This window comes from Nocardioides pakistanensis (assembly GCF_054781215.1).
Window position 1 is genome coordinate 261,251 of the sequence record NZ_BAAGUV010000012.1, and the last position, 21,677, is coordinate 282,927.

The 21,677-nt window shown below is 70.5% G+C and carries 40 protein-coding genes; 16 read left to right on the plus strand and 24 right to left on the minus strand.

The window, feature by feature from the left end:
* The first annotated feature begins 98 nt into the window (after nt 1-98).
* The 4 genes from ACYVIH_RS05955 to ACYVIH_RS05970 all read left to right on the plus strand — a co-directional run bounded on the left by ACYVIH_RS05955 (nt 99) and on the right by ACYVIH_RS05970 (nt 1,899).
* A complete protein-coding gene (locus ACYVIH_RS05955) occupies nt 99-404 on the plus strand; it encodes a hypothetical protein (protein WP_460867096.1) in 306 nt (101 codons plus the stop codon).
* Nucleotides 401-781 (plus strand): hypothetical protein, encoded by a 381-nt coding sequence (locus tag ACYVIH_RS05960; protein ID WP_460867098.1) that lies wholly within the window; start codon nt 401-403, stop codon nt 779-781. Before ACYVIH_RS05955 ends, ACYVIH_RS05960 begins: the two co-directional genes overlap by 4 nt.
* 101 nt (nt 782-882) lie before the next feature.
* Entirely contained in the window at nt 883-1,188 is a 306-nt protein-coding gene (locus tag ACYVIH_RS05965; protein WP_460867100.1) for a hypothetical protein, read from the plus strand.
* Nucleotides 1,189-1,257: 69 nt separating this feature from the next.
* The gene (locus ACYVIH_RS05970) at nt 1,258-1,899 is read left to right on the plus strand and encodes a hypothetical protein (RefSeq protein WP_460867102.1); all 642 of its coding nucleotides are present in this window, start codon (nt 1,258-1,260) and stop codon (nt 1,897-1,899) included.
* A gap of 156 nt (nt 1,900-2,055) precedes the next feature.
* Here the strand turns inward: ACYVIH_RS05970 and ACYVIH_RS05975 are convergent, their stop codons facing one another.
* Nucleotides 2,056-2,310 carry a hypothetical protein gene (locus tag ACYVIH_RS05975; RefSeq protein WP_460867104.1) on the minus strand — a complete coding sequence of 85 codons (255 nt, stop codon included), beginning with the start codon at nt 2,308-2,310 and terminating at the stop codon, nt 2,056-2,058.
* 154 nt (nt 2,311-2,464) lie between these two features.
* On the opposite strand from ACYVIH_RS05975, the gene ACYVIH_RS05980 reads away from it, so the two are divergent.
* From ACYVIH_RS05980 to ACYVIH_RS06030, 11 genes are all read left to right on the plus strand, one after another.
* Nucleotides 2,465-2,821 carry a hypothetical protein gene (locus ACYVIH_RS05980; RefSeq protein ID WP_460867108.1) on the plus strand — a complete coding sequence of 119 codons (357 nt, stop codon included), beginning with the start codon at nt 2,465-2,467 and terminating at the stop codon, nt 2,819-2,821.
* Between the two features lie 496 nt (nt 2,822-3,317).
* Nucleotides 3,318-3,599: a hypothetical protein gene (locus ACYVIH_RS05985; RefSeq protein WP_460867110.1), complete on the plus strand. Its 282-nt coding sequence runs from the start codon at nt 3,318-3,320 to the stop codon at nt 3,597-3,599.
* Between the two features lie 486 nt (nt 3,600-4,085).
* Entirely contained in the window at nt 4,086-6,683 is a 2,598-nt protein-coding gene (locus tag ACYVIH_RS05990; protein WP_460867112.1) for a hypothetical protein, read from the plus strand.
* A 293-nt stretch (nt 6,684-6,976) separates the two neighbouring features.
* Nucleotides 6,977-8,395, plus strand: coding sequence for a hypothetical protein (locus ACYVIH_RS05995; protein ID WP_460867114.1), 1,419 nt, complete (start codon nt 6,977-6,979; stop codon nt 8,393-8,395).
* Nucleotides 8,396-8,447: 52 nt separating this feature from the next.
* Entirely contained in the window at nt 8,448-8,744 is a 297-nt protein-coding gene (locus ACYVIH_RS06000) for a hypothetical protein (protein WP_460867116.1), read from the plus strand.
* A 26-nt stretch (nt 8,745-8,770) separates the two neighbouring features.
* The gene (locus tag ACYVIH_RS06005) at nt 8,771-8,980 is read left to right on the plus strand and encodes a hypothetical protein (protein WP_460867118.1); all 210 of its coding nucleotides are present in this window, start codon (nt 8,771-8,773) and stop codon (nt 8,978-8,980) included.
* Between the two features lie 71 nt (nt 8,981-9,051).
* Nucleotides 9,052-9,525 carry a hypothetical protein gene (locus ACYVIH_RS06010; RefSeq protein ID WP_460867121.1) on the plus strand — a complete coding sequence of 158 codons (474 nt, stop codon included), beginning with the start codon at nt 9,052-9,054 and terminating at the stop codon, nt 9,523-9,525.
* A 101-nt stretch (nt 9,526-9,626) separates the two neighbouring features.
* Nucleotides 9,627-9,953 (plus strand): hypothetical protein, encoded by a 327-nt coding sequence (locus ACYVIH_RS06015; protein ID WP_460867123.1) that lies wholly within the window; start codon nt 9,627-9,629, stop codon nt 9,951-9,953.
* Nucleotides 9,950-10,243: a hypothetical protein gene (locus ACYVIH_RS06020; protein WP_460867125.1), complete on the plus strand. Its 294-nt coding sequence runs from the start codon at nt 9,950-9,952 to the stop codon at nt 10,241-10,243. The genes ACYVIH_RS06015 and ACYVIH_RS06020 overlap by 4 nt, the downstream gene beginning before the upstream one ends.
* The gene (locus tag ACYVIH_RS06025) at nt 10,240-10,488 is read left to right on the plus strand and encodes a hypothetical protein (RefSeq protein WP_460867128.1); all 249 of its coding nucleotides are present in this window, start codon (nt 10,240-10,242) and stop codon (nt 10,486-10,488) included. Before ACYVIH_RS06020 ends, ACYVIH_RS06025 begins: the two co-directional genes overlap by 4 nt.
* Before the next feature lie 9 nt (nt 10,489-10,497).
* A complete protein-coding gene (locus ACYVIH_RS06030) occupies nt 10,498-10,830 on the plus strand; it encodes a hypothetical protein (RefSeq protein WP_460867130.1) in 333 nt (110 codons plus the stop codon).
* A 52-nt stretch (nt 10,831-10,882) separates the two neighbouring features.
* On the opposite strand, the gene ACYVIH_RS06035 is transcribed toward ACYVIH_RS06030, so the two are convergent.
* The 23 genes from ACYVIH_RS06035 to ACYVIH_RS06145 form a co-directional block, all read right to left on the minus strand.
* Complete coding sequence (locus ACYVIH_RS06035) at nt 10,883-11,146, minus strand: hypothetical protein (RefSeq protein WP_460867132.1); 264 nt, start codon at nt 11,144-11,146, stop codon at nt 10,883-10,885.
* A complete protein-coding gene (locus tag ACYVIH_RS06040) occupies nt 11,143-11,349 on the minus strand; it encodes a hypothetical protein (RefSeq protein WP_460867135.1) in 207 nt (68 codons plus the stop codon). The genes ACYVIH_RS06035 and ACYVIH_RS06040 overlap by 4 nt, the downstream gene beginning before the upstream one ends.
* Nucleotides 11,350-11,430: 81 nt before the next feature.
* Entirely contained in the window at nt 11,431-11,814 is a 384-nt protein-coding gene (locus ACYVIH_RS06045; protein WP_460867137.1) for a hypothetical protein, read from the minus strand.
* A 201-nt stretch (nt 11,815-12,015) separates the two neighbouring features.
* Nucleotides 12,016-12,297 (minus strand): hypothetical protein, encoded by a 282-nt coding sequence (locus tag ACYVIH_RS06050; protein ID WP_460867140.1) that lies wholly within the window; start codon nt 12,295-12,297, stop codon nt 12,016-12,018.
* Between the two features lie 55 nt (nt 12,298-12,352).
* Nucleotides 12,353-12,571, minus strand: a complete 219-nt coding sequence (locus tag ACYVIH_RS06055; RefSeq protein WP_460867143.1) for a hypothetical protein — start codon at nt 12,569-12,571, stop codon at nt 12,353-12,355.
* Nucleotides 12,572-12,912: 341 nt separating this feature from the next.
* Nucleotides 12,913-13,125: a hypothetical protein gene (locus ACYVIH_RS06060; RefSeq protein ID WP_460867146.1), complete on the minus strand. Its 213-nt coding sequence runs from the start codon at nt 13,123-13,125 to the stop codon at nt 12,913-12,915.
* Nucleotides 13,122-13,619 carry a hypothetical protein gene (locus ACYVIH_RS06065; protein WP_460867149.1) on the minus strand — a complete coding sequence of 166 codons (498 nt, stop codon included), beginning with the start codon at nt 13,617-13,619 and terminating at the stop codon, nt 13,122-13,124. Before ACYVIH_RS06065 ends, ACYVIH_RS06060 begins: the two co-directional genes overlap by 4 nt.
* Nucleotides 13,616-14,200 (minus strand): hypothetical protein, encoded by a 585-nt coding sequence (locus ACYVIH_RS06070; protein ID WP_460867151.1) that lies wholly within the window; start codon nt 14,198-14,200, stop codon nt 13,616-13,618. Before ACYVIH_RS06070 ends, ACYVIH_RS06065 begins: the two co-directional genes overlap by 4 nt.
* A gap of 20 nt (nt 14,201-14,220) precedes the next feature.
* Nucleotides 14,221-14,469: a hypothetical protein gene (locus tag ACYVIH_RS06075; RefSeq protein WP_460867153.1), complete on the minus strand. Its 249-nt coding sequence runs from the start codon at nt 14,467-14,469 to the stop codon at nt 14,221-14,223.
* A 75-nt stretch (nt 14,470-14,544) separates the two neighbouring features.
* On the minus strand, nt 14,545-15,309 hold the full coding sequence (locus tag ACYVIH_RS06080) for a hypothetical protein (RefSeq protein ID WP_460867155.1): 765 nt from the start codon (nt 15,307-15,309) through the stop codon (nt 14,545-14,547).
* A gap of 5 nt (nt 15,310-15,314) precedes the next feature.
* Complete coding sequence (locus tag ACYVIH_RS06085; RefSeq protein ID WP_460867157.1) at nt 15,315-15,644, minus strand: hypothetical protein; 330 nt, start codon at nt 15,642-15,644, stop codon at nt 15,315-15,317.
* 26 nt (nt 15,645-15,670) lie between these two features.
* Nucleotides 15,671-16,012, minus strand: coding sequence for a hypothetical protein (locus tag ACYVIH_RS06090; RefSeq protein ID WP_460867159.1), 342 nt, complete (start codon nt 16,010-16,012; stop codon nt 15,671-15,673).
* 437 nt (nt 16,013-16,449) lie between these two features.
* Nucleotides 16,450-17,460, minus strand: a complete 1,011-nt coding sequence (locus tag ACYVIH_RS06095) for a hypothetical protein (protein ID WP_460867161.1) — start codon at nt 17,458-17,460, stop codon at nt 16,450-16,452.
* A gap of 67 nt (nt 17,461-17,527) precedes the next feature.
* Nucleotides 17,528-17,770: a hypothetical protein gene (locus ACYVIH_RS06100; protein WP_460867163.1), complete on the minus strand. Its 243-nt coding sequence runs from the start codon at nt 17,768-17,770 to the stop codon at nt 17,528-17,530.
* A gap of 2 nt (nt 17,771-17,772) precedes the next feature.
* Nucleotides 17,773-18,063, minus strand: a complete 291-nt coding sequence (locus ACYVIH_RS06105) for a hypothetical protein (RefSeq protein WP_460867165.1) — start codon at nt 18,061-18,063, stop codon at nt 17,773-17,775.
* Nucleotides 18,063-18,689: a hypothetical protein gene (locus ACYVIH_RS06110; RefSeq protein WP_460867167.1), complete on the minus strand. Its 627-nt coding sequence runs from the start codon at nt 18,687-18,689 to the stop codon at nt 18,063-18,065. Before ACYVIH_RS06110 ends, ACYVIH_RS06105 begins: the two co-directional genes overlap by 1 nt.
* On the minus strand, nt 18,686-19,267 hold the full coding sequence (locus tag ACYVIH_RS06115) for a hypothetical protein (protein ID WP_460867169.1): 582 nt from the start codon (nt 19,265-19,267) through the stop codon (nt 18,686-18,688). Before ACYVIH_RS06115 ends, ACYVIH_RS06110 begins: the two co-directional genes overlap by 4 nt.
* 20 nt (nt 19,268-19,287) lie before the next feature.
* Nucleotides 19,288-19,776: a hypothetical protein gene (locus ACYVIH_RS06120; protein WP_460867171.1), complete on the minus strand. Its 489-nt coding sequence runs from the start codon at nt 19,774-19,776 to the stop codon at nt 19,288-19,290.
* Nucleotides 19,773-20,066: a hypothetical protein gene (locus tag ACYVIH_RS06125; RefSeq protein ID WP_460867174.1), complete on the minus strand. Its 294-nt coding sequence runs from the start codon at nt 20,064-20,066 to the stop codon at nt 19,773-19,775. The genes ACYVIH_RS06120 and ACYVIH_RS06125 overlap by 4 nt, the downstream gene beginning before the upstream one ends.
* Before the next feature lie 22 nt (nt 20,067-20,088).
* Nucleotides 20,089-20,439, minus strand: a complete 351-nt coding sequence (locus ACYVIH_RS06130; RefSeq protein ID WP_460867176.1) for a hypothetical protein — start codon at nt 20,437-20,439, stop codon at nt 20,089-20,091.
* Between the two features lie 34 nt (nt 20,440-20,473).
* The gene (locus tag ACYVIH_RS06135) at nt 20,474-20,890 is read right to left on the minus strand and encodes a hypothetical protein (RefSeq protein ID WP_460867178.1); all 417 of its coding nucleotides are present in this window, start codon (nt 20,888-20,890) and stop codon (nt 20,474-20,476) included.
* Nucleotides 20,887-21,156: a hypothetical protein gene (locus ACYVIH_RS06140; protein ID WP_460867180.1), complete on the minus strand. Its 270-nt coding sequence runs from the start codon at nt 21,154-21,156 to the stop codon at nt 20,887-20,889. Before ACYVIH_RS06140 ends, ACYVIH_RS06135 begins: the two co-directional genes overlap by 4 nt.
* Nucleotides 21,153-21,377 carry a hypothetical protein gene (locus ACYVIH_RS06145; RefSeq protein ID WP_460867182.1) on the minus strand — a complete coding sequence of 75 codons (225 nt, stop codon included), beginning with the start codon at nt 21,375-21,377 and terminating at the stop codon, nt 21,153-21,155. The genes ACYVIH_RS06140 and ACYVIH_RS06145 overlap by 4 nt, the downstream gene beginning before the upstream one ends.
* A gap of 128 nt (nt 21,378-21,505) precedes the next feature.
* Here ACYVIH_RS06145 and ACYVIH_RS06150 point away from each other — a divergent pair, with 128 nt between their 5' ends.
* The gene (locus tag ACYVIH_RS06150) at nt 21,506-21,676 is read left to right on the plus strand and encodes a hypothetical protein (RefSeq protein ID WP_460867184.1); all 171 of its coding nucleotides are present in this window, start codon (nt 21,506-21,508) and stop codon (nt 21,674-21,676) included.
* The last annotated feature ends 1 nt before the right edge of the window (nt 21,677 follow it).

The following is a 21,677-nucleotide window of genomic DNA, read 5'->3' on the forward strand; positions in this document are numbered from 1 at the left end:
GCCCTCGCCCGCGCAACGCCCTTGGCGCGGCCGCCGACCGGAGGTGTCCCGGCATAGGAGCAGCAGTTCCCCACCGAGCCACCGTCGAGGACCTCTCCATGCGGATCATCACCCACCACGACGCCATCGAGGCTGTCGCGGCGTACATCTGCTCCACCGCGCTACCAGTCGGCGCACCGGAGCCGCTGCGCCAGCAGGTCCACGCCCAATGGCGCCACGCGCTCGCCGCCGCACCGGACGGGTTCGACGCCTCGTTCGTCCTCGTCTCCCAGGTCGCCGCCCGCGGGTCCCGGGTGTGGGCGGCACACCGCGAGACCGGGATGGTGTTCACCGGTGTCCCCGGCGCAGACCTGGTCTGGCTGGAGGACGCCCGCGCCAAGGTCGAGGCATTCACCCGCAGATGACCGCCGTCGCCGCACACCCCCGGGACATGACCGTCGTCGACTACCCCGCCTGCGGTAGGACCGCACCCGCCGGTGTCTCCCCGACACCGCTGGTCAGCGAGGACGACGTCATCGCCGCCGTCGCGCTGCACGCCGCAGCCGCCGAGCCCGCCACGGACCTGCACTCACGAGAGCGCCGTCGCGCCAGGTACGCCGCGTCACTGGACGTGATCTGGCTGCCTCACGACCCGGACTTCGCCCTCGCCTGGGTCCGGGGCGCGGTCCCCTGCGACGCGGCGGCCTGGGCAGTGCACCTCGGCACCGGTGCCGTCTTCGACCCTGACCCGAGCCTGGCCACGTCCGTCTGGCTGGCGCAGATCCGCGACCGGATGTCCTGACCGTTCGCCGAACCCAGGGCCGGGCGTCACCGCTGGAGAGCCTCTTGACCGCGGCCGGACACATCGGTGGCGATGAGTACCTACGTGCAGGAGCGAACCCGATGAGCACCAACCGTCAACCCAAGACTCCGAAGGTCTTCGCCGTCCGGATCGTGCGCGGCGCCGGTTTCCCCGGCGACCTGCGCCAGCCGACGATGCTGGTCGCCGCATCGTCCCGGGCCGCCGCGGTCCGTGCGTTCAATGCCGCCGGTGCCCGCATCACCGACTCGTTCCTGCGCGACTACGGCTCCGAGACCGGCAACGACCACCACATCGCGGTCGCCACCAGCCAGCCCGGCACCGTCTTCTGCGCGGTCGACGACCGTCACCCGGCGACGTTCGAGCCGGTTCCCGCCCGGACCTCTTGATGGCTGCGGACCCGCCGTGCTCTCCGCAGGCGCCCGTCGCCCCCGGCCGGGCCCGCGCACCCAACAGGCATGACCGAGACCCGAGTTCCAGCAGGCGTCCCCGCCGGTGGCCAGTTCGCTGCACAGGCGCGTGACGAGGCCGCCGTCGCCCTGGGCGCCTCCACCTCCCCCGCAACCTGGAGCGAGCGCGCCGCGATCGCCACCGACCGGTACGAGCACGCCACGGTGGCCGACACCGTCGTGGTGGCCGCCAACCTCACCGAGGAGATCTCCGAACCGGCCGAGCCCGGCACCGGGAGCCCCGGCGGCGTCACCCGGGTCTACTCCGGCGAAGTCGCCTTCCGGGTCGAGGACGAGATCGAGGACGGCGTGGTCGTGACCAGCCCCGCCGGGCAGCGGCTCGTGTTCGCCCACTCCGGGGACGACACCATCGCCGACCCGTGGGTCGACCGTCCCGCAGCAGGCAACTTCTTCCGCTACAGCGAGGACGCCCCCGGCGGCCGAGGGGAGATCGTCGCCGAGCACGCCGCGCAGTCCCCGGTCCTCGACGGACTCGACTGGTCCCGCTTCGACCGCGACGTCGCCACCGGTACCGCCCGCGACTTCGAGCCACGGATGTGGCGCCTGGTCCGCGACGCCGACGGCCGCGCCCGCTCGGTCGTGGTGATGGCCGAGTTCAGCGCGGACGTCACCTACCCCGAACGGGACTAGCACCCCACCCGATCCTGCTCCACCGCCTCCGCAGCGAAGCCCGCCGGTCCGACCGGCGGGCTTCGTCGTTCCCACCCGTCGGCACCGGCCGCACCGACCAAGCACGGCGCCCGGCACGCACTCCGGGCCGCGCGCCACACCCGACACGTACCAGGCCTACTCGCCGAACCGGTCGACCGCCAGCCCCGCCACCTGCACCCCGGCGAACCTGGGGAAGAGGAACAGCGTGAGGACCTTGCCGATCGCCGCGAACACGTCGTTGATCACCAGCGTTCCGTCACGCATCTCCCACGGCTCGGGCGTCGCCATCAGGTAGGACACCACCGGGCTCCACAGCAGCCACCAGCCGAGCAACCCGAGCACCGCTCCGGCCGCGAACCCGGCCACCCCCACGATCAGGTTCCTGGTCATGGCACCACCCTGGCACCGACCGCGGCTTCCTCGCCGCGCGTTGCGCGAACTCCTGCGATGTCCGTGGGCTCGGTGATCATGACCGACCCGCGAACCACCATCGAACCCCGAGGACGCCGCCCGCCGCCGCGACCGGGCCCGGCATAGGAGGAGTATGGCCGCCACCGTCAAGACCCGCCTCGACACGAGAAACGCGATCCGCTCGACATCCGACGCCGCCCAGCGACTGGCCGAGTTCCGCGCCCGACAGGGCCTGCCCGACTCGACGGCCGGACCGGTCTACGTCGAGGCTCGCCGCGCCTGGGGCCGGGTGATCACCCCGCACCGGCTCCGTGAGGACACCGGCATCTTCGTCGTCCGCGACTTCTCCCGCCGCATCCCGGTCTACTACGCCGTCCGCGCCAGCGACGCCGCGGTCTACCCTCTCGGCCCCGGCGACCCGAACCGACTGCTCGACTCGCTGCGCACCGCACTGGAGGGTGGCCGCGCCCGACCGGTCTTCCGGATCTGAGCCGCCCTCAGATCTGCGGAGGCGTCGCCTGTGACGGGGGCTCCGGGCTGCGCGGCCCCTGCTGTCGCAGCCGAGGCTGGGGCCGCGTCTCGGGCAGGTCGATCGCCCCGTACCGTTCCCGCGCCGCCGCCTGGCCCCGCCGGATGCCACGCACCACGTCGCTGAACCGGACCGGCCGCGGTCGTCCCGGGCAGCCGGACCGGCCAGCACGCACCGGGTCGAGGTGGCTCAGGCCTTCGGCGTCGCACGGCCAGCCGCACGAGGCACACACGTAGTCGCTCCTCGCTGCCGGTCCGTTCATCGACCCCGCCCCCATCTCGCTCCGGCGCAGGCCACCCGGAGTCTTCCACCCGTGTAACTCCACCTGGGCGGCGCTGTTGCCTACCAGAGTGCCTCCTCGCCCCACCTGCGCGCCACTCGACACGGGCCGAAAACTTTCCTCCACCACCCCTCGGTTTCCGTGGCGCACCGCCACTCCCCCGCCCACCTAGTGGGCATGACCGCATCGCACCTCACCACCGCAGCAGCCCTCCCCGTCGCGTCGCTGATCCGCTTCGCCAAGACCTCCCAGGTCATCACCGCGACCCGGCTCGCCGCTCCAGCCGGTGACCCGCTCCAGCCGGTCCTCCCCCTCGACTTCTCCGGTCTTCTCCCCGCCGCCCCGGGCATCCTCGGCGGCCACCGCGTCCTCGCCGTCGGCGCCGTCATCGAGACCGCCCGCACCGCGCGCCTGGGCTACCCGGTCCCCGGGTTCAGCACCACCCTCTCCATCGCCTGACCCTCCCGGTCCCATCTCGCCGAGCACCGCGAGGACCGCAGAGCGCGACAGCGCAAACCACGGCGTCAGCCGCAAGCAGCCATTAGATGAGGAGCCTCGCTCCGCTCGGCTCGCGGGCGTCGTGTTGGCGTGTCGTGTGCGGGGCGGTGTCGTGATGTGGCTCGGTGTGTTTCCTGGGTGGTTTCTTCGTGTGACTCGTGGTGCTTCTGGTTCTCGGGTTGTGTGCTTTTCGGCTCGTTGTGGTTTCTCGTTGTCGGGCTCTTTGCTTGCGTGGCGCTGTCTTCGTGTCCCCGTGGCGTTGTCTCGTATCTGTGCTTGCTCTCCCCCTGCTTCCCGGCGATAGAACAACCGAAGGTTGGAACTCCCGGCGGAGCGCCGACGTGCCCTATTGAGGGATTTCCGACCCTCTAACGACGATTCTGTTTCGGATCTCGCTGGCGCTAATCCCGCAGTCCCGGGTCCGGGGGTCTACGCATGTGGCCGGGCATGAGTGGCCCTTCCTCGACGACCGCCTGGCGGCTTGCGCGCGCAGAGAACATCGACGCGAACCCGACGACCGTCGTGCAGCGCGCTGGCTCGTTCGCCTCCGCCTCCTCGGGCCTGACCCGGACCACGCTGCTGGTCCGCCGCACCGAGTCCGGGATCGCGGGCTACCTCATCGCCGAGGGCGAGGCTCCCGACGCCCAGCGGGCCGCCACCTATCTGGCCCAGACGGTCGGCGCTCGTGCCGAACCGGCTGAGGTTCCCGACGGTCTCGGCGAGGATCTGGTGGTCGGCTGGCTGGAGTTCGAGTCCGGTTCGGCGGTGGCCCGGGAGGTGCAGAGCGGGGTGAACCCGGCGGAGACGTCACGGCTGCTGGCCGCCGCGCTGGGCAGGGACGAGTGGGTAGCGATCGCCCTCCGCAAGCCGTCGAAGAAGGAACGCAGCCGCTGGACCGCGTGGCTGGCGCACCGGCTCTCCACTGCGGTGCCGACCCACCACTCGATGACCCCCGACGCCACGGTCGTGTCGGTCTACGCCGGGGGCCTCGACGCGCACACGGTCCGTTCGCTCCTCGACGCGACACGCTCGGCGATGCCCGGGTTCGACGTCTCCACCACCACTCGGATCGCCACCAGGATCGGTGCCGCGCTGCCGTGCTGGATCCCGGCCGCCGTGGCCCTGGTGCTCGGTGTCTCCTCCGTCGTCGTACCCCAGGTCGCCGACGCGATCGGCAACCGGCTGGTGGGCTCGCTCGCTGTCGCGCTCGTGTGCGGGGCGATCGGCGCGGGTCGCTTCGCCGGGGTGCTGCCCTCGGCGTGGAAGCGGGCCACCGGCGCCGCCGCGGCGGCCGTCATGCCGAACCCGGCCAAGCGCTCCACCCGACCTAAGCCACCGCGCAGGGCGGTCACCTCCGGCGACAAGCAGGTCGAGGCCCGCGAGGGCGACTACCCGCTGGCGAGGTCGTCGTTCATGGTCGGCCCCCAGGTCGTCGTCGGCATCATCGCACCGCAGGCCGGTGCCGTCTCCGGTGAGAAGACCACCGGCTACCGGGAGGTTCCGCCCCGGATGTTGGAGCGGATCGGCCCGATGATCGGCGACTCCCACTCCGGCCCGGCCCACCTGTCCGCGGCCGACGCGTTCGCGGGCACCGCGATCCTGGGCAAGGCAGGCTCGGGCAAGTCGGTGCTGACGCGGTCGCTGTTCGGCTGGTGCTGCCTGGACCGGGTCCAGCCGTCGGGCCTCCCGGCGTTCCCCGGCGAACGGAACGCGCTCGTCGCGTTCGAGTCCAAGGGCGACGGCGTCGACGAGTACCAGGCATGGGCCGACGCCACCGGCGACGTCATGGTCGCCATCGACATCGCCGACCCCGCCTCGTTCGCGATCGACCTGTTCGCCGTACCCGGCACCATCGCCGAGCGGGCCAACTTCTTCGTCAACGCCCTGGTGTACGCCTTCGAGGCGGGCGCCATCCAGGACCGGTCCTTCATGGTCCTCCAGCAGGTGTTCACCGGCGCGCTGGCCGTCACCCCCGAGATCGCCTCCCGGATCGAGGGGCTCGACCCGCATGGCTCCCCGGTCTACTACGCCTACGTCCTGCTGTCGGGTCGCGGCGACGCGCTGGGCGCAGCGCTGGCCCACGAGATCCTCGGTGACGCCATCCGCGTGGATGCGACCCCGGAGATCAAGGCGGCGGCCGAGGCGCTCACCCCGCTGTACTCGGGCAAGACCGAGGCGGCCCGGCGCAACCTGGTCGAGGCCGCGCAGAACAAGATCCAGCAGTTGCTGCAACTGGACTCCTGGTGGTCCCCGTCCCGGGCGAAGGTCACCTGGGAGCAAATCCTCGACAACCACCGGGCCGTGGTCATCAACACCGGCACCTCGCGGACCGGCCGGATCGTCGAGGACCGGCTCACCGCCCAGATGTCGTCGCTGCTGATGTACTCCCTCCAGCACGCGATCCGCCGGACCTGCTCGGGCTGGCAGTCCCAGGGCCGGTCGGTCTCGATCTTCTCCGACGAGTTGAGCCTGCTCGCGGGCTCCTCCCCCGAGGTCATCACCTGGCTGAAGGACCAGGGCCGCTCGTTCGGGGTGCGGCCGTTCCTGGCCACCCAGCGTCCCGAGCAGTTGCCGGACCGGGTCCGCAGCGTGCTCATGAACTTCTCGACGCTGATCTCCTACATGCAAGACGACGTGAAGACCGCACGTGAGGTCGCCGAGAACATCTCCGGCGACGAGGGCGAGTGGGGCCCGGGGCACATCCTGCACCTGGAGCCGTACACCGCTGTCGTCCGCGCGAGCGTCGGCCAGCGCCGACAGTCGGCGTTCACCGTGAAGGTCCGCAACTTCGAGGCGAACCGGCATGGCTTCGCCACGGAGCAGGGCTACCCGGCCCTCGGCCTGGTCACCGCCGACTCGCTTCCGCCGCAGCCCGCGCTCATGCAGCACCCGACCGACCCCACCACGCTGCCGCCGGAGCACCTGCCGAGCGACGTCGTCGTCGAGGCACCGGTCCTCGCTGACCCGACCCCGGCGCCCGCGCCGCAGGAGCCGCGGGTGCAGTTCGCGGACGATGAGCCCGTCGACGACCTGATGACCTGGTGAGCGACGTGGCCGAGAACCCCGCGCCGCGACGTCCCGTCGTCGCCGCACGTCGTCGCCCCGCGGCAGACACGCCCACGGAACACGGCGCTGCCGCTTCCCCGTCCTCACGGGCGAGAGCCACGGCAGCGCCCCCGGTGATGCCGGTGATGCCGGGCACACCTCCGGTCAGCGCGCCAGAGGCGGAGCCGTCGGATCGGCCGGTAGCCGCGAAGGTCCCGGCGCCAGAACGCCGTGAGCCGAGCGCGGCGCAGAAGGCGACACGGTTCGTCTCCCCGGACCCGAACGGTCCGCACGTGATCACTGGAGGACGGGTCACGCCGCCGGAGCGCATCGACACCTCCGGGGCCTGGAACTTCACCGACCTGTCCTCGGCCTGCCCTCACGAGTCGGTCGACGCCGCGCGCCGTCTCGACCCGTACTGGGACTCGGTCTGGGACTTCGGCTCCAACGCCTCGTGGCTCACCCCGGACAAGGCCCGCCGTCGAGCCGGGGCCGGGCTGGGTCGCATCCCTCGCGGCCTGGACCTGGGCGAGGACGAGGCGTACCGGCGCGTGGTCTCCATGCGGGGATGGCGCGAACGGCTGGCGCTGCTCGGGTCAGTCTTCGCCTGGCGGACGCTCACCGCCGAGCAGGCCGCTGCCTTCACGGGGTCTCCGCGACTGGCCAGCACGACCGGGCCGGAGGCAGCGGCGATGTTCGCCTCGGGCCTCATCGAACTCGGGGTGTTCTCAGATGGGCTCACGTCGACGTCCCTGACCGGCCGGGATGCGCTGTACCGGCCGTCGCGGTCCAACGTATTCGAGTCCCGGCTTACCGACGACCTGACCTGGGCCGAGTGGATCGCCGTCACCGGGGCGCAGCCGTGGACCGGCCCCACCACCTACGACCGGCACAACGTACTGGCGACCGAACTGGGTCTGCGCCTGGCCGAGTACGCCGACATCGGCACGGTCCTCGGTGAACGGTTCTCCACCGTCGACCTGCTCGCCGGGTCCGGCATAGGACGCGATCCGGTCGTGGCCGACCAGCGCGCCGCCGACATGACCGTGGTACGTCCCGACGGGATGCGGATCGCGGTCGAGATCACCGCCACGCACTCGTCGCACTTCTTCGAGAAGGTCGCCAAGTGGGCCCGCCTGCTGGCCGAGCGTCCCTTCGGCACCTCCGGCCTCTGCGTGGTCTTCGTCGTCGCCGAGAACCCCGACCGGTTCGATCAGAAGGACGGCCACCGCACTAGGGCCCGCACCTACCAGGCGATCGCCGCCGCGACGAAGGAGTTCCCCGGCACCGTCCGCGACCGGGTCGCCGAGCGGATGGGGGTGGCCACCTGGCGGGAGTGGTTCCCGGCACGGGGCAAGGTGAACGACGCGTTCATGGCGATGCGCGTCGACCGGCCCACTGGCACCGGCGCCCACATGTGGGAACCGTGCGACATGCTCGACCCGGCCAGCCGCCCGTTCACCCCGGCCGACTCCTTCAACGCCACCGCCGTGCTCGACAACTCCGCGCTCCTGGGCGGCACCCCGCACTGGATCCGCGACCGGTACACCCCACCGCAGTTGTGGCGGCTGCTGATCTCCAACGCCGGGCTGAGCGACCTGCCCTCCCCCACTCCGGTCCGGCCGAACCGGACGAAGGGCCGCGCCCTCGGTGAGGGAGTCGGCTCTGTCGGAGCGGCGAAGCCGCCGTCACGTCTGCTCGGCCTTGGCTGAGCACCACCGGTCGCTGGAGAGCGTCCGCCCGGCCGCCGCACACCTGGCAGGCATGAGCACCTCCGACCTCGTCTACTCCACCTCGACCGGCCAGTCCCCGCGCGGCGCGCTCGTCGAGGAGAGTCCGTCCGAGTTCGACGCCTTCGTCGATGTCGACCCGGACCCCCACTGCTTCGTGTGCCGTCGGCACACCGACCATTTCGCCGAGCACGACGCGCTCGTCGAGGCGGGCTTGGCCCAGTACACCAGCGACGGCTCGGTCCACCGCACCGAGAAGTGGGACGACGACCTCGCCCGACAGGTCGCCGAGGCCGAGTACCGCGAGTACGCCGCCCGCCTCGGACTCTGACCAATCACCCGACCCAGGAGCCACCCGTGCACACCACCGTCACCACGACGATCACCACGCGCATCGACCTCGACACGTTCGAGCCCGAGCACAGCGTCCAGATCGAGGCCGAGGACGCCCTCCCGCAGCAGGTCATCTACGCCGCCGTCGAGGGAGCCTGCAAGGCGACCCTGAACTCGATCGCTCCCCGCAGCGCCGCGCTGGGGAACCCGCCGATCAGCGACGACGAATACTGACCGGCCAGCGCATGACGGGCCAGCAAGATCCGACGTCGAGCGCCCGCCCCGGTGCCGCACACGTGACGGGTATGACCGACACGAACCCGCACCGCGACTCGATCGACACCCGGGTGACCAACCTGGCCGTGAAGCACTTCGGGGTCCCCAAGGACAAGACGACGTTCACCTTCGCCCGTGAGGTCGCCGCGCTGCTCGACGTCACCGACGAGGTGACCCGCCTGCGCGCGATCAACGAAGGACTCGTGCGGGGGCACAACGGGCTGCTCGTCGCGTTGGCCCGCACCGAGGAGGACGCCCGGTCCCGCATCGACGAGTACGAGCAGGCCGCGGACGCCGCCCGACTGCCGGGCAACGCGGTCACCCTGGTCCGCGCCGCTGCCGCCCAGGTCGAGGCCGCGCTCGACTCGCTCGAAGCGTTCGCCCCCATCGCCATCGAGAGGGAGGGGCACGCCGATGCCGCCACGGCACTCTCCGAGGCGCGCGACTTCCTCACCTCGGCGCTCGACGTCGTCGCCGCCCAGACGATCCGAGCGAAGGGCTGAGCGGTGAGGACCCGCAACATCCGCCATCACCCGGACCCGGTCACCGACGAGGAGCGGCGTCTCCTACCACCTGCAACGACACCAAGGACTGAGGTATCCCGATGACCATGCCCGAGCCCAACCCGGCCGTCGAGGCACACCTCGACGACGATCAGATCCGCAACGACCTCGCCGTCGCCCTGTCGAACCCGACGCTGCCTCCGGCCAACGCCCGCATCGCTTACGACGAGATGGTCGACCGGCTGATGCCGGTGGTGCGATCGCTCATCGAGGCCGCCGAGGAGCGGGGCATCCAACGATTCCTCGGTGGCCTGGTCGTCGCACCGCCGAACGACCGCGTCACCTGTGCCGAGGCGGTCGATCGTCTGGTTGAGACCACCGAAGAGCGGGGCATCCAGCGGTTCCTCGCCGATGGAGGCGACCGGTGAAGACCCTGCTACTCCGCGCCCTGATCTACGGCTCGATCCTGGTCGGCGTCGTCGCGATCTCCGGCGACCTTGGCGCTGCCGCGCGGCTCGGGCTCTACACGCTGGTCTGCGCGCTGATCCTGCTGGCGAGCGAGAACCGCCTGGTCCGTGAGCGCGAGTTGGATGCGCTGCGCCAGGAGTTGCAGACCTACGCACGCGCGCAGGCCGACGAGGCAACCTCACGGTCGGCCACGTTCACCCGCGAGTTCACCACCACCCACCACCAGCGCCAGGACCGGGGCGTGCGGTGAGCACACCCGTCGACGTCTCCACCGCGCAGATGCGCTCCGCCCTGGTCGACGCTGAGGCGTTGGCCGATCACGGCCACTCCGAACGGTCCCGGGCCTATCACGAGGGCATCCGAGACACGCTCAGGGTGCTACTCGGCGTCGTCACCGAGGCACCGACCGTCACTGGCCCGGAGACCAACATCGCTGCCCTGTACCTGCTGCGAGGCGTACCCGAATCGACTTCGCGGCGCGACGGCTCGTCCTAGCATCGGAGCATGACCGCGGCCGAGCCCGTCTTCGAGTACACCCTGGTGTGGTCTCCCTCGTCGTTCTACGGGGAGCCCGGCAAGGTTCACGTGCGCCGGTGGTGGCTACGTGACCGTCGGTTCCGTGACGACGGGCTGCTGTGCGGTCGGAAAGGTTCGGGCTACTGGGATGCCGAGAAGGCCCAGCAGGTGCGAGCCACCGGCCTGGACTACGGGCAGTCGGTCGACGTCTCTGGCATTCCCGAGTTCCCGCTCCGCCCGTCAGCCACGGACCTGCCCACCTGTGACCAGTGCCTGGCGACGTGGCTGCGTGTCCTGGAACACGCCGACAGCCTGACCTGAGTCGACCGGTCAGTCCCGGTCCGCGCGGATCTCGATTGTCGCCACACCGGCGCTAGGCCGAGGAGCCGCCCGAGGGCGACGGCTGCTCACCGTCGGCCTGCCGGATGCGGGCGTAACCGAACCAGCCGACGTACTGCTCGCCGACCCCGCGGGTGTAGCGCACGTACGCCTCCCACTCGCCTGCGGCGTTGCGGCGACGGTGCTCGATGAAGCCAGGGAACCAGCCGTCCTCGGTGTCTTCGCCGAACCCGCTGGCGCGGTGCAGCACCTCCACGGGAACGTCCGCGGAGATGCCCGGCAGCATCGGCTCGGTCACGCCGCCAAGCGCACCTTCGTGCGTCTGCCCGCCTCGATGAGCGCCGCCAGCCTCGGACCCAGTTCGTCCCAGCAGGAGGCGCACATGTCGACCTCGGCCCCGCTCTTGTCGACGCTGAGGGTGTGCGTCTGGACGCTGTCCTCGTCGTCGGTGAGCAGCCCGCAGCCGTCGCATTCGTACTCGATCACTTCTCGTGTGGCCATCTGCCGTGCTTCTTTCTCGTGGTGGTGCGTGCGCCGGTCACGCTAACGGACCGGGCGGGTGTGTGGTCCGGTGCCTGGAGGTCAGAGCCCGGGTGGTCGCGGCACCGCGTAGGTGGTGGCCACCGCCGCCTGCCGTAGCACCTCGGTCGGGGTCTCGATGTGGGCCACCGACGCCCAGACCCGTACGGCCTCCTCCAGGGAGTCGTAGGGGTAGGCGTGGCGCAGCGACGCGGGGTCCGGGACGTCGTCGATCAGCACCTGGCCGACGAACCAGTCCCCGGCGGTGTTCTCGGTGACGGCTTCGGCCAGGACGGTGAACGTGCGACCGCTGTGGCTGGGTGCGACCAGAAGACCCAGCGCGCCGCAGCGGCCACCGTCGGTGCTAGGAATCGGCAGGCGCATCCCTCCGGCCGGGTGCCGGGCTCGGTCATCGAGCCAGACCTCGGCGAAGCAGTGCCCGATCATCGGGCCGCGCCCGGATGCCTGGAGAGCGGGGTGGTGTTGATGGTGGTGGTGGTGGTGGTGGTGGTGCGATTCCAGTTCCTCACAGGTGACTCATCCTTCCCGAGAATGGCGAGTCTCCCTCCCGGGGGACAAAGTACGCCATTTCGGGCGACAGGCAACCCCTGTGGTGCGGCAACGTCGGCCGGGTCGCAACGGGTGCCCTCAGTCGCCGCCTCGGACCGCTGGGGAGCCCAGCGCCTCGCCGATGGTGACGTGGAAGTGGGTGGGCAGCGGCTGCCCCTCGTAGACCCGGTCCACCTCGGCGATCCGGCTCAGGAACGGGACCAGCGACTCGGCGGGGTCGGCGCCGGAGGCGGCCGCTGCGGCGACGAGTTCCTGGGCGAGACGGTTGGCCCGCTCGACTGTGGGCGCGAGCGCTACCCGCCGGACCATCATGTCCTCGTAGGCCTCGACGGCTTCGTCGATCATCTGCTGGAACTCCATGGGGGCTCCTTTGTGCGTGGTGGTGTGCCGGGCACCCTAGCCACCGCTTCGTCCGCTACTGGGACGACCCGCCCAGGTACCACTCCTCGATCTCGGCGTACCGCGCCGTCGGGTGCCCGCCGGAGGTCGTGGCAACCCCGCGCACCCACCAGCCGTCGTGCTGGCCGTCCGGGTCGGTGCTGGGAAACCACGTGTAGCCGTGGTGGTCGACGTAGGCCTGGTCGGCGTCCACGACGGGCGGCTCGGCTCGCTCCGGGTTCTGCAACATTCCCATCTCTCACACCCCCTTATCCGGTGAGGCACCTGCAAGAACCGGCACCCTCACCTGCTCTTGAAGGACGAGACGGATTCTGCCGCAGCGGTGCCGTACCTGGTGAGACCCGACGACGATCTGTGGAGGATGACGATGGCGCGCAAGAGAGCCCCCGAGCACGACTGGATCTGCGCCCGCTGCGAGTGCCCGTGCGACGGGGCCGGGAGCAGGCACTTGGGCGGTGGCCAGAACCGTCGAGCCTGCAAGAAGACCCCGATGCCGGTGCTGCGGTCCAAGCATGAGGCGATGTTGGCGCAGTCCGCGGCTGACGCCGCAGCAGCCCTCGCCTTCCGGCGGAAGGTCTACGACGCCCGGCCCGGCTCCTCGACGAGCGTGAGCGGACCGTACTGACGCTTCAGGGCATACCACGGCAGCCGTCCCACGCGGGTGACCCGCTCGCCGTCGACCGGAGCGAGGCAGGACCAGCGGGTGTTCCCGCGACGCCACAGGTCGCCGTCCCGGTCACGGACCACGGTCCCGCGCCTAGTCGGCTCCATGTCCAGCGGGTCGCTCATCGCTGCTCCTTGCTGCGCTGCCACGGGTAGACCAGGTCGCCGGGCTCGTGGTCGTCGCGGCCGTACTCGTCTGACCACAGCGGGTCGCCGGTCAGGTAGGTGCCGTCGGTCTGGTGCGGGTAGTAGACCTCGACGCGGATCCAGTCGTTGATCCAGTCCTCGACGTCGTCGTACCAGTCAGTCAGCGACCCGACCCACGGGACCTGCGCTCCGGCGTCGAACTGGCGTGCGGTGACGTCGATGACGGCTGCGTCCTCGGGCCGGGCAAGCCCGTCGCGGGCGACCATGACCGCCCAGTGCTCGCGGCCGTGATAGTTCTGCCCCACGACCCGCATTGCGTACGCGTCGGTGCCTCCGCGCGACAGCAGCGTCGCCAGCGCACCGGTCTCGATGGCGCACCGGCCCCAGGCGGTCTCGGGGTCGGCGAGCGCCTTCTCGTGCTCGGTGAGGAACCGGTCGAGCAGCCGCCACTCGCTTGTGGTCAGGTCGGTCACGGGAGCATCCTTCCCAGCGCGATGACCATGTCGGTGTCGGGGGCGGGCTTCTTCTGCGCGGGGGTGAGCAGGGCGCCCACGTGGTCGCGGACCTGTTCCCATGCGACCACGTCCCAGTCGTCGGCGGTGTGGATCGGATACTCCGCCATCTCCTTGCGGGCTCGCCTGACCCGGCCGCCACGCCGGTCCTCCGGCATGGCGACGATCTTCTTCGCCCGCGGGGCGTTGCGGGCGTAGACGTCGAGTTGCATCGGCTCGTCGTCCGCCTTGCTGCGGTTGTAGTTCGACCAGACCTTGACCTCGATCAGGTGGCTCGGGTCGTCGTCGACGCTGGCGGTTGCGGCGTGCCCGACCAGGTCGGAGTATCCCTGGAGCCCGTAGGAGAACTCGGTGCCCGCTGTCGCGGCGAACACACACTGGCCCAGCGACGGGATCTGGCGGAGCCCGCGCAGGAGCAGCGCTTCGAGGAGACGCTCGTCCAGGACACCAGGCTTCATCGCGTCGGGGTGGTTGAGCACGGCGTACAAGGCGCGGGCGGCCAGGAGTGCGTCGCCCTTCAGTGGAGCCTGCGGTGGAGTCATGTCTTCCTAGTGTGCGGAACTTATGCGGGCCTTCCCCACCGAGGGGTGACCCCGGGTGGCGCCAGTTCCTCGGAGAGGATCAGCCGGAACCTTCTGGTGTCGCCGTCGACGTCCCTAATCACCAGCAGCGGATGGCCCCCTCGCTCGCTCGGCAGCGCCAGCAGGTAGTCGATCCCCTCGATCGTCTCGGACTCGTCGAGGATCTCGTACAGGTCGAGGATCAGATCGAGCACTTCGAGGTGGTGCACCTTCGGGTGGTCGTCGGCCACGGCTGCCTCCAGGATGGATGCGACTGTGCCAACGGTCCCACCGATCACCCCCGCAGCGCCGGAGGACCAGCCCTTTCACGCCTCGTCGATCTCCAGGTCGGTCGGGTCGATGACGATCTCAGACTCCCCTCGCGCGCCGAACCGGGCGAGCACCCGCCACGGCTCCACCATGGCGGTGTAGACCCTGCCCTCGTCGAAATGGTCGTCGTCGGCGGGGAACCGTTCGGCGTACCACCGGGCCTTGCCGGGACTGGTCGTCCAGGCCATCCCTCGCGCGTACTGCGGGGCGGCTCCTCGGTACAGCCTCATCGTCGCCGTCGGCGGCCCGAACGGCTCCTCGCCCTCGTCGAGGTCGTCGGGGTCCTGGTCGGTGAGGAAGCCGACGTGGTGGAAGATCTCCAGCCAGCGTTCGGTGGACAGGTTGGACTCGGGGAACTCCGAGCGCGACCAGGCGTCGACGACGAACTCGCGGGCGGCGTCGTCAGTGAGCGCGTCGCCCAGCACCAGGGTCTCCGCGATCCAGGGCCAGTCCCTGCGGTCGACCGGGCCTCCGGCATAGTCCTTGGAGTGCAGCAGGCGGTAGGGGCTCGTGCAGGTCCTCTTGCCGCCGTGCTCGTCCATGATCCGGGTGACGGCACGCAGCGCGTTGTGCTGCTGCATCTCCTTGATCTGCTCCAGCGACGGGAAGGTCTCGGAGTCCACTCCCCAGGCCAGCATGTTGAATGCTCGGGCCCGCGCCGTCTCGGGGTCACGTCCGAGCGCAAGGGCGATCTCGGCGGCGAGGTCTGTCTGCCCGGCCTTGACGGCCTGCTCCAGATCCTCCTCGGTGGGCGTGGCCATCTGGCTCACCTGAGCCCCTCGTCATGCTCCTCGCCGTGCTCCTCGCACAGCGCCTGGCCATCGTCGGTGACGTAGAACGGGTTGTTGACCTCGTCCTCGTACTCGCCGCGGGAGACCAGGTGGGGACCGATCCGCTGGCCGCACCCGTCGATGTCGCAGGTCTCGGTGTCGTGTGCGACAAGGACTCTCTCGATGCGGCTGAACGCCGCCCTGGACAGGTGCTGCACCGGGAACGGAGGGGCGTGGTCGGCTGCGGAGGTGAACGTCTCGACGGTCATTACGCCGTCTCGCTCGGGTCGGTTGGCCGGGACGAGCCGGACGTAGTGGACCCGCATGGTGGGAGTGGGTCGCGGGGCGGACATTAGGAGTTCCCGTTCCGGCTGAGCGTCTGGGCCACGTCCGGACTCTGCGCGTTGACGCGCGCGACCTCGTTCTCGGCGTACCTGGCCTGCTTGACCAGCAGCGGCACGTCACTGAGCCCGGCGATCCGCGCGAACTCCTCGGCTGCGTCGCCCAGGTCGTCGAAGTAGTCGCCCGCGGACCAGAAGGCGGGGCCGTCCGGCTCGACCATCGAGGCGGCGTCGAGGGTGGCGACGACGTACTGGTCCTCGAACCAGGCGAGCACCACGTACTCGTAGTGGTGGCGGCCCGGGGCGAGAGCGAGCGCGGTGGCTCCGGAGGAGGTGAAGACGTGTCCGATCATGGGTCTCTCCTGCTGCTCGGTGGTGCGTCCATTGTGTCGCACAGTGCCCTGCCCGGCAGGTAGGTCAGCGTCGGGTCCGCCGGTCCTCAATGCGCCACTTCAGTCGGCGCCAGGCCAACGACATCCGTGCGTGCCACCACTGCGGGTCCAGCCTGCGGGTCGCCCACGGCCAGGTGGTCACACCGCACGCCGCGCAGTGGCCGAACCGGAGCGGATGCGCACCGGGGTGGTCATCGAAGAGACCTTCGGCGACCGGGATGACCTCCGACCACCTGGGTTTCACCGTGACGCGGCCGTCGGCGCACCGGTCCACCTTCGCCGAGAACATGCCGCCGCCAGCCCACCCGGGGCAGCGGTGGGGCTTGTCGTAGCACGGGCGCGAGATCCGGGTCATGTCCTCCCTGTGTGCGGCAGGGTCTCCGGGCCTCCCCGCAGGGTCACTGGTCCGTGTCGGGCGCCTGCCCATGAGCCAGGAACACCCGCTCGCCGCCCACCACGGGGGCGTCGGAGGGCCCGCGCCAGTGCGGGGCGATCCACTGCTGCCGGTGGACCTTGGTGCTGGGCAGGTACTGGTTGCGCCAGAAGCCGCGGACCGGGAACCGGACACCGACCTTGCGGCCGGACTCCCCCGCGCTGCGCTGGGCATCGCTGCGGTGGGCGCTGCGCAGGCGGATCACCCGCACCGGGGCGTTGGGGTCGAGGACGCCCGCCCGCGCCGAGCGGCGCCGGTCCGGGCGCTTGCCCGGGGCCTGCTCCTCGGTCTGGGTCATCGACTCCTGCCGGGTCAGCGTCCAGAACGCGGCCATGACGCGCTGGTAGAAGCCGGGGGTGAACATGGGGTCCTCGGGCACCATCCCGAACACCGACCCGATCAGCGTGCCGACGGTCCACATCGTCGACGAGTTCGGGATCAGCCGCGCCGCCCCGGGCGCCAGTTGGGCATCCTCCATGCCCTTCGCGCGGGCGTACTCGACGGTGTTCACGTACGAGGTGATCAGCACCGCGGGCCCTTTGCCCTCGCCTCTGGCGCCCTGGATCGGTGCGTCGGCCTCGACGTACATCCAGGCGATGGCGTGGATCGGCACCTGGGGCGGGCTGTCGGACCGGTCCGGAAGCGGGTCGGCGAAGTAGAGGAACCCGTACGGGGCGATCAGGTCGGTCTCGGCCAGTTCCTGGTCCGGCATCGTCGGGGCGGCGACGTCGAGCAGGTCGACCATGTCCTCGTCAGCGAGGAACAGCGTGGACGCGGCCAGCCCGTCGGCGTTGGTGCGGCACACGATGTCGGCGAACTGCACGTGCTCACGAACCAGGTCTCGGGGGTCGATGCCCATCAGGTCAAGCGCGTAGGAGCGGCCGATGTCCTGGGTGGCCCAGGCGCCCATCATCACCCGGCGCGTCTCGGCGCACCGGGTCGCCAGCGTGGTCACGTCGAGCGTCTGCTCGGACACGGGTCCTCCTGGTGGTGCTTGGTGGTGGTCACAGGCTCGCACATGGCGTCGGCGACCACCGTGGTGGTCAGGCCGTCCCGGCGCGCTCGATCGCCAGGTAGTGGTAGCCGGTGCCGTGCTGGACGAAGTCATCACGCTTCGCCTCGAACGTGTCGTCGAAGACACTGCCGTGCGTGGGGCGCGCACCTTCCTCGGCACGACCCCACGCCAGCGCGGCGTCGAGGCTGGCGAAGGTGGCTGTGGCGACGTCGTCGTTCCCGTGCACCAAGGTCGCGGCCCAGGTGGGAGTCTCGCTCGCAGGTGCGCTCATCGTCATGCCCTCCGGTCTCCGGTGAGCGCACCGAGAGCGGCACGGGCGTACGAGTACGACGCAGTGTTGGGCGACCCGTCAACGGTGCGCAGCCATTCATCAGCCTCGCCGTCCTGGTAGATCGCAGCCGCGGCAGCGCGCACTCGGGCGTCGTCGACCAGGGAGTCCATGAACCCGTCGAGCAGTCGTCCCACGTCGGAGCGGCGCGCCGACACTCCTCGCTGAGCGAGCAGGTCGACACCCTGGTTGCGGAAGCCGTCAACCGCCGAGGGGGTGGACCCGCCGGTCGTCATCACACCACCTCCACCGGTGGCTCGAACGTCGACAGGGTGCCGCCGTCCGCCTGGTGCTTGCGTAGCGCCGCGGCGACCGTGTGACCGAGGTCGGTCAGTCCCCACTTAGCGTGAGCGGCCATCAGCGCCTCGTCCATCCCGGTGAAGAACGACGGCCGGATCGGGTCGCCGTCGGGGGCGACGGTGCTGCCCTTGGCGTCGACGAACACGTCGCGCTCGAAGTCGGGCTGCGGCATCTGCACGATCAACCAGCCGCAGGCGACCATGTCGCCCAGGCAGTCGTAGTCGTCGTGGTCGGGCAGTTCGTCGACGGTGCCGTCGGCGTTGCGGCGCAGCCGGGTCGGGTACTTGCCGTGCGCGTCGGCCTGCTCGGTGCCGAACGCGATCGAACGGCGCTTGGCGTTGAGCAGGAACGGGTGGCGCTTGCCATCGCAGCGCATGTGGTCGTGCGCCAGGAAGCCCTTGTGGTCGACGGCCCGGACCTCGACGTAGAGCAGGGACGAGTAGTGGTCCTTGCCGAACCGGGTCGGGTCGACCGGGTCGGCGGGCACCTCCCAGGTCGGCTGCTCGAACTCGACGCCGAACGCGCGGGCGATCTCGGCGGGGGTGGTGCTGTCGGTGGTCATAGCGTCTCCTGTGGCTGGGCACGGTACGGGCTGTGCGGGAACCCGGCGGCGCCTTCGCCGACGGTCTCACGGAACCGGCCCTCGTAGACCTGGGCGACGGCTGCCTGCCAACCCTCGTCGCGGAGCCGGTCGGCTACGTCGGAGGCGAGCATGGCGCGCACGATGTGCTCGCGGCCGATCTCCACCAGCCCGGTCATTCCCGTCGTTGGGAACGTGACGCCGCAGGCGTAGACCACGTTCGGGCCGGTGAGGTCGAAGCCGTAGTCGCACGATGCGTGATCGGCGAGCACGGATCGCAGCGTGGTGTCGATGTCGGTCGCCGGGTGCTCTCCGGCCTGGATCGCGCGGGTGACGTCGAGGCGACTGGGCCGCTCTCCGTACAGGGCCTCCCACAGCCGCTCCAGTTCGTCGAGGACGGACAGCGACTCGCCGATCCCCTTCGCGATCTCGGCGTACTCCTCGGCGGAGTAGGGCTGGCGCTCGCGCAACCGGTCGATGCCGTCGGCGACGTGCTGGACCCGGTTGGCCAGCAGGACCTTCGGGTCGACCTGCATCGGGACGCTGCTCCGGGTGCTCATGCTCACCATGTGTTCGGACATCACGCCTCGTCTCCCCGGCATTCTGGACACCAGCCGGTCGGCGCCGCGGCGTGGCCTGTGGCCGCTGCCAGGGTCGGGTGCGTGCAGATCGACCCGTGCTCGACGCACACGGTCGCCCACCGGCTCGTCTCGCTCTTCGTCACGTTGCCCTCGGCGTCGTACGCCAGCGGGGTCGCCTCGGGCTCGAACTCGCTGTCGGGGTGGGTCAGGTCGAGCACCTGGATGGTGGTGCCGGTCTCCCGGTTCTTTCGTTCCGACCGAATGTAGGCCTCGGCGGTCGACTGCTTCTGCTTCCGCTCCGCAGACACGGACCGGTCGGCGTCGAGCAGTCTTGGGTGCTGGCCGCGGTAGCCGGACTTGCCGAGGACCACGGTGGTCTTGTCGCCCTTGGTGCGGACCGCCTTGACCACCCAGCCGTCACGGAACCGGTCGCCCTTGGCGAGGTCGCGGGCGGGTACGGTGACGGCCTCGCGGACGGCGGCGCTCATCGCACTGTTGCCCACAAGGTCGTGGTCGGGCCGGTCTCGGTCACGACCTCCAGGTTCGCCGGTCGGTGGTCGAGGCGCCGCCGGAAGATCCGGTCGACCATGTTGTCGGGGCCGGACAGGGTGGCGAAGTACGTGCCAAGGAACTGGCCGCGGGCAACCGAGACGACCTCGCCGCCGGAGCGGAAGGCGATCTCGGCGGTGTCGAGCAGCGCCTCGTCCTTGGAGTAGGCGTTGAACTTGATGTGCACCTGCTGCATGCGCCGGGCGCTCTCGGGGGCGGTCTTCGTCATGGCCCCATGTGTCCGGCATCGCTCACAGCGGCTCCCCGTTGATCCACTTGTCGATGATCTCGGCACGCTGAAGTTGCCCCGGCGATGGCGGGCACTTCTCGCCGTTCGGGTACACGTGGCGCTGGTCCTCGGTGAGCGCGCACTCGTTGGGCAGCCACTCCTCGTCACCGAAGATGCCGCTGTTGCACTCGGTGCAGCGAGGCTTCCCGTTGCCGACGTCGACGTGCATCGCGCGGCCTCCGGCGGGGTCGCTAGACAGCGGGAATCCGCCGCGGACGAACGCTGGATTCTCGCGCAGTTCGGTGAGCCACTGGTCACGTTCTGCGGTGGCGCGTGCCTCGACGGCGGCCCGTTCCTCCGGCGTCAGTCGCATCGGATCTCGCCCTGATCCGTCTCGGTGGTGCTCATCAGCCGATCACCTCACGTGACACGGTCGCCTTCACGACGACGTAGATCCGCGACACCGGCCGCCGCTCCGTCCTCGCGAGTTCCGCCTCCTCAGCGTTGAACTGATCGGCGATCGCGCGCGCGAGTTGTTCCGACATCCGGTCCGGGGCGGCGGTGTTGCGCTGCATCTGGGTTCCCTGGACCCACACCTCGTAGTGGTCGGCGTCCGGGATGGTCAGCCGGTGGTCGTCGGCGAGCCGCACCCAGGTCGCACCGCTGGCGTCAGGTACCAGGGCGCGGGCGGCACGAACCGCGTCGGCAGGGCTCTGCGCCTCGACCATGATCGAGGAGCGCTCGGCGCCTACGAGGCCGACTTCATACATCGTGTTCATGGCCGGGATGTGTCCGGCGACCGCTTCGGCGCTCTCCACGCTCACGTCAGGGCGTTCCGGGTCTCGTCGTCGGCGTACTCGGACTCGGCGTAGCCGCACCGGGGGCAGTCCCAGTAGACCAGCACCCCGTTCGGGGCGAGGGTCGCCTCGGCGGTGACGGTGTGCGAGGGCACGTGCCGGGCACCGCGGAGCCCGTTGGAGGGCACCTTCATCGTGACCGTGAGCGTGGCCATGTCGAGCCGGAACGGCTCCGTGCAGCCCGAGCAGTCCTTCTTGATGACCGCAGTGCTGGTCAGGTCGCCGCCGGTCATGACATCACCGCGCCGGGGATGCTCTCGCCCGGGACGTGTGGGCCGTGCCCTTCCTGGTCGGAGATCCACGTCTCCGTGCACAGGTCATAGGTGCCGCCGTCGTCGCCGGAGACCGAGTCGACCCAGCCGACGCCTACCTCGTAGTAGATGCCGTACCCGCAGTGGCGGCAGTAGTGGGTCGGTGGGACGAGAGGGGTCGGCTCGTCGGTGGCGCGGCTCATCGCGTGCTCCTCGGGTCATGCGTGCTGACGGTGGTGCGTCGGATCCCACGCTAGGTCCTGGCGGCTGCGTTCTCCACCGTTTCCGCCGGTGCGCCGCCGACACGACGCGCCCAGGCATAGGGAGCAGCATGTTCGACCTCACCTGCACCAGCCGACTGACCGACCGGTCCACCGTGACCGTCCGCGGCATCCACGACCGGGACCAGGCTGACCGACTCGCCCGCGAGTACAACCGGCGCGCGGGATCGTTCCTGCTCCGCTACAGCGTGGTGCCGGGCACGACGCTTGCCGTCGCCTAGC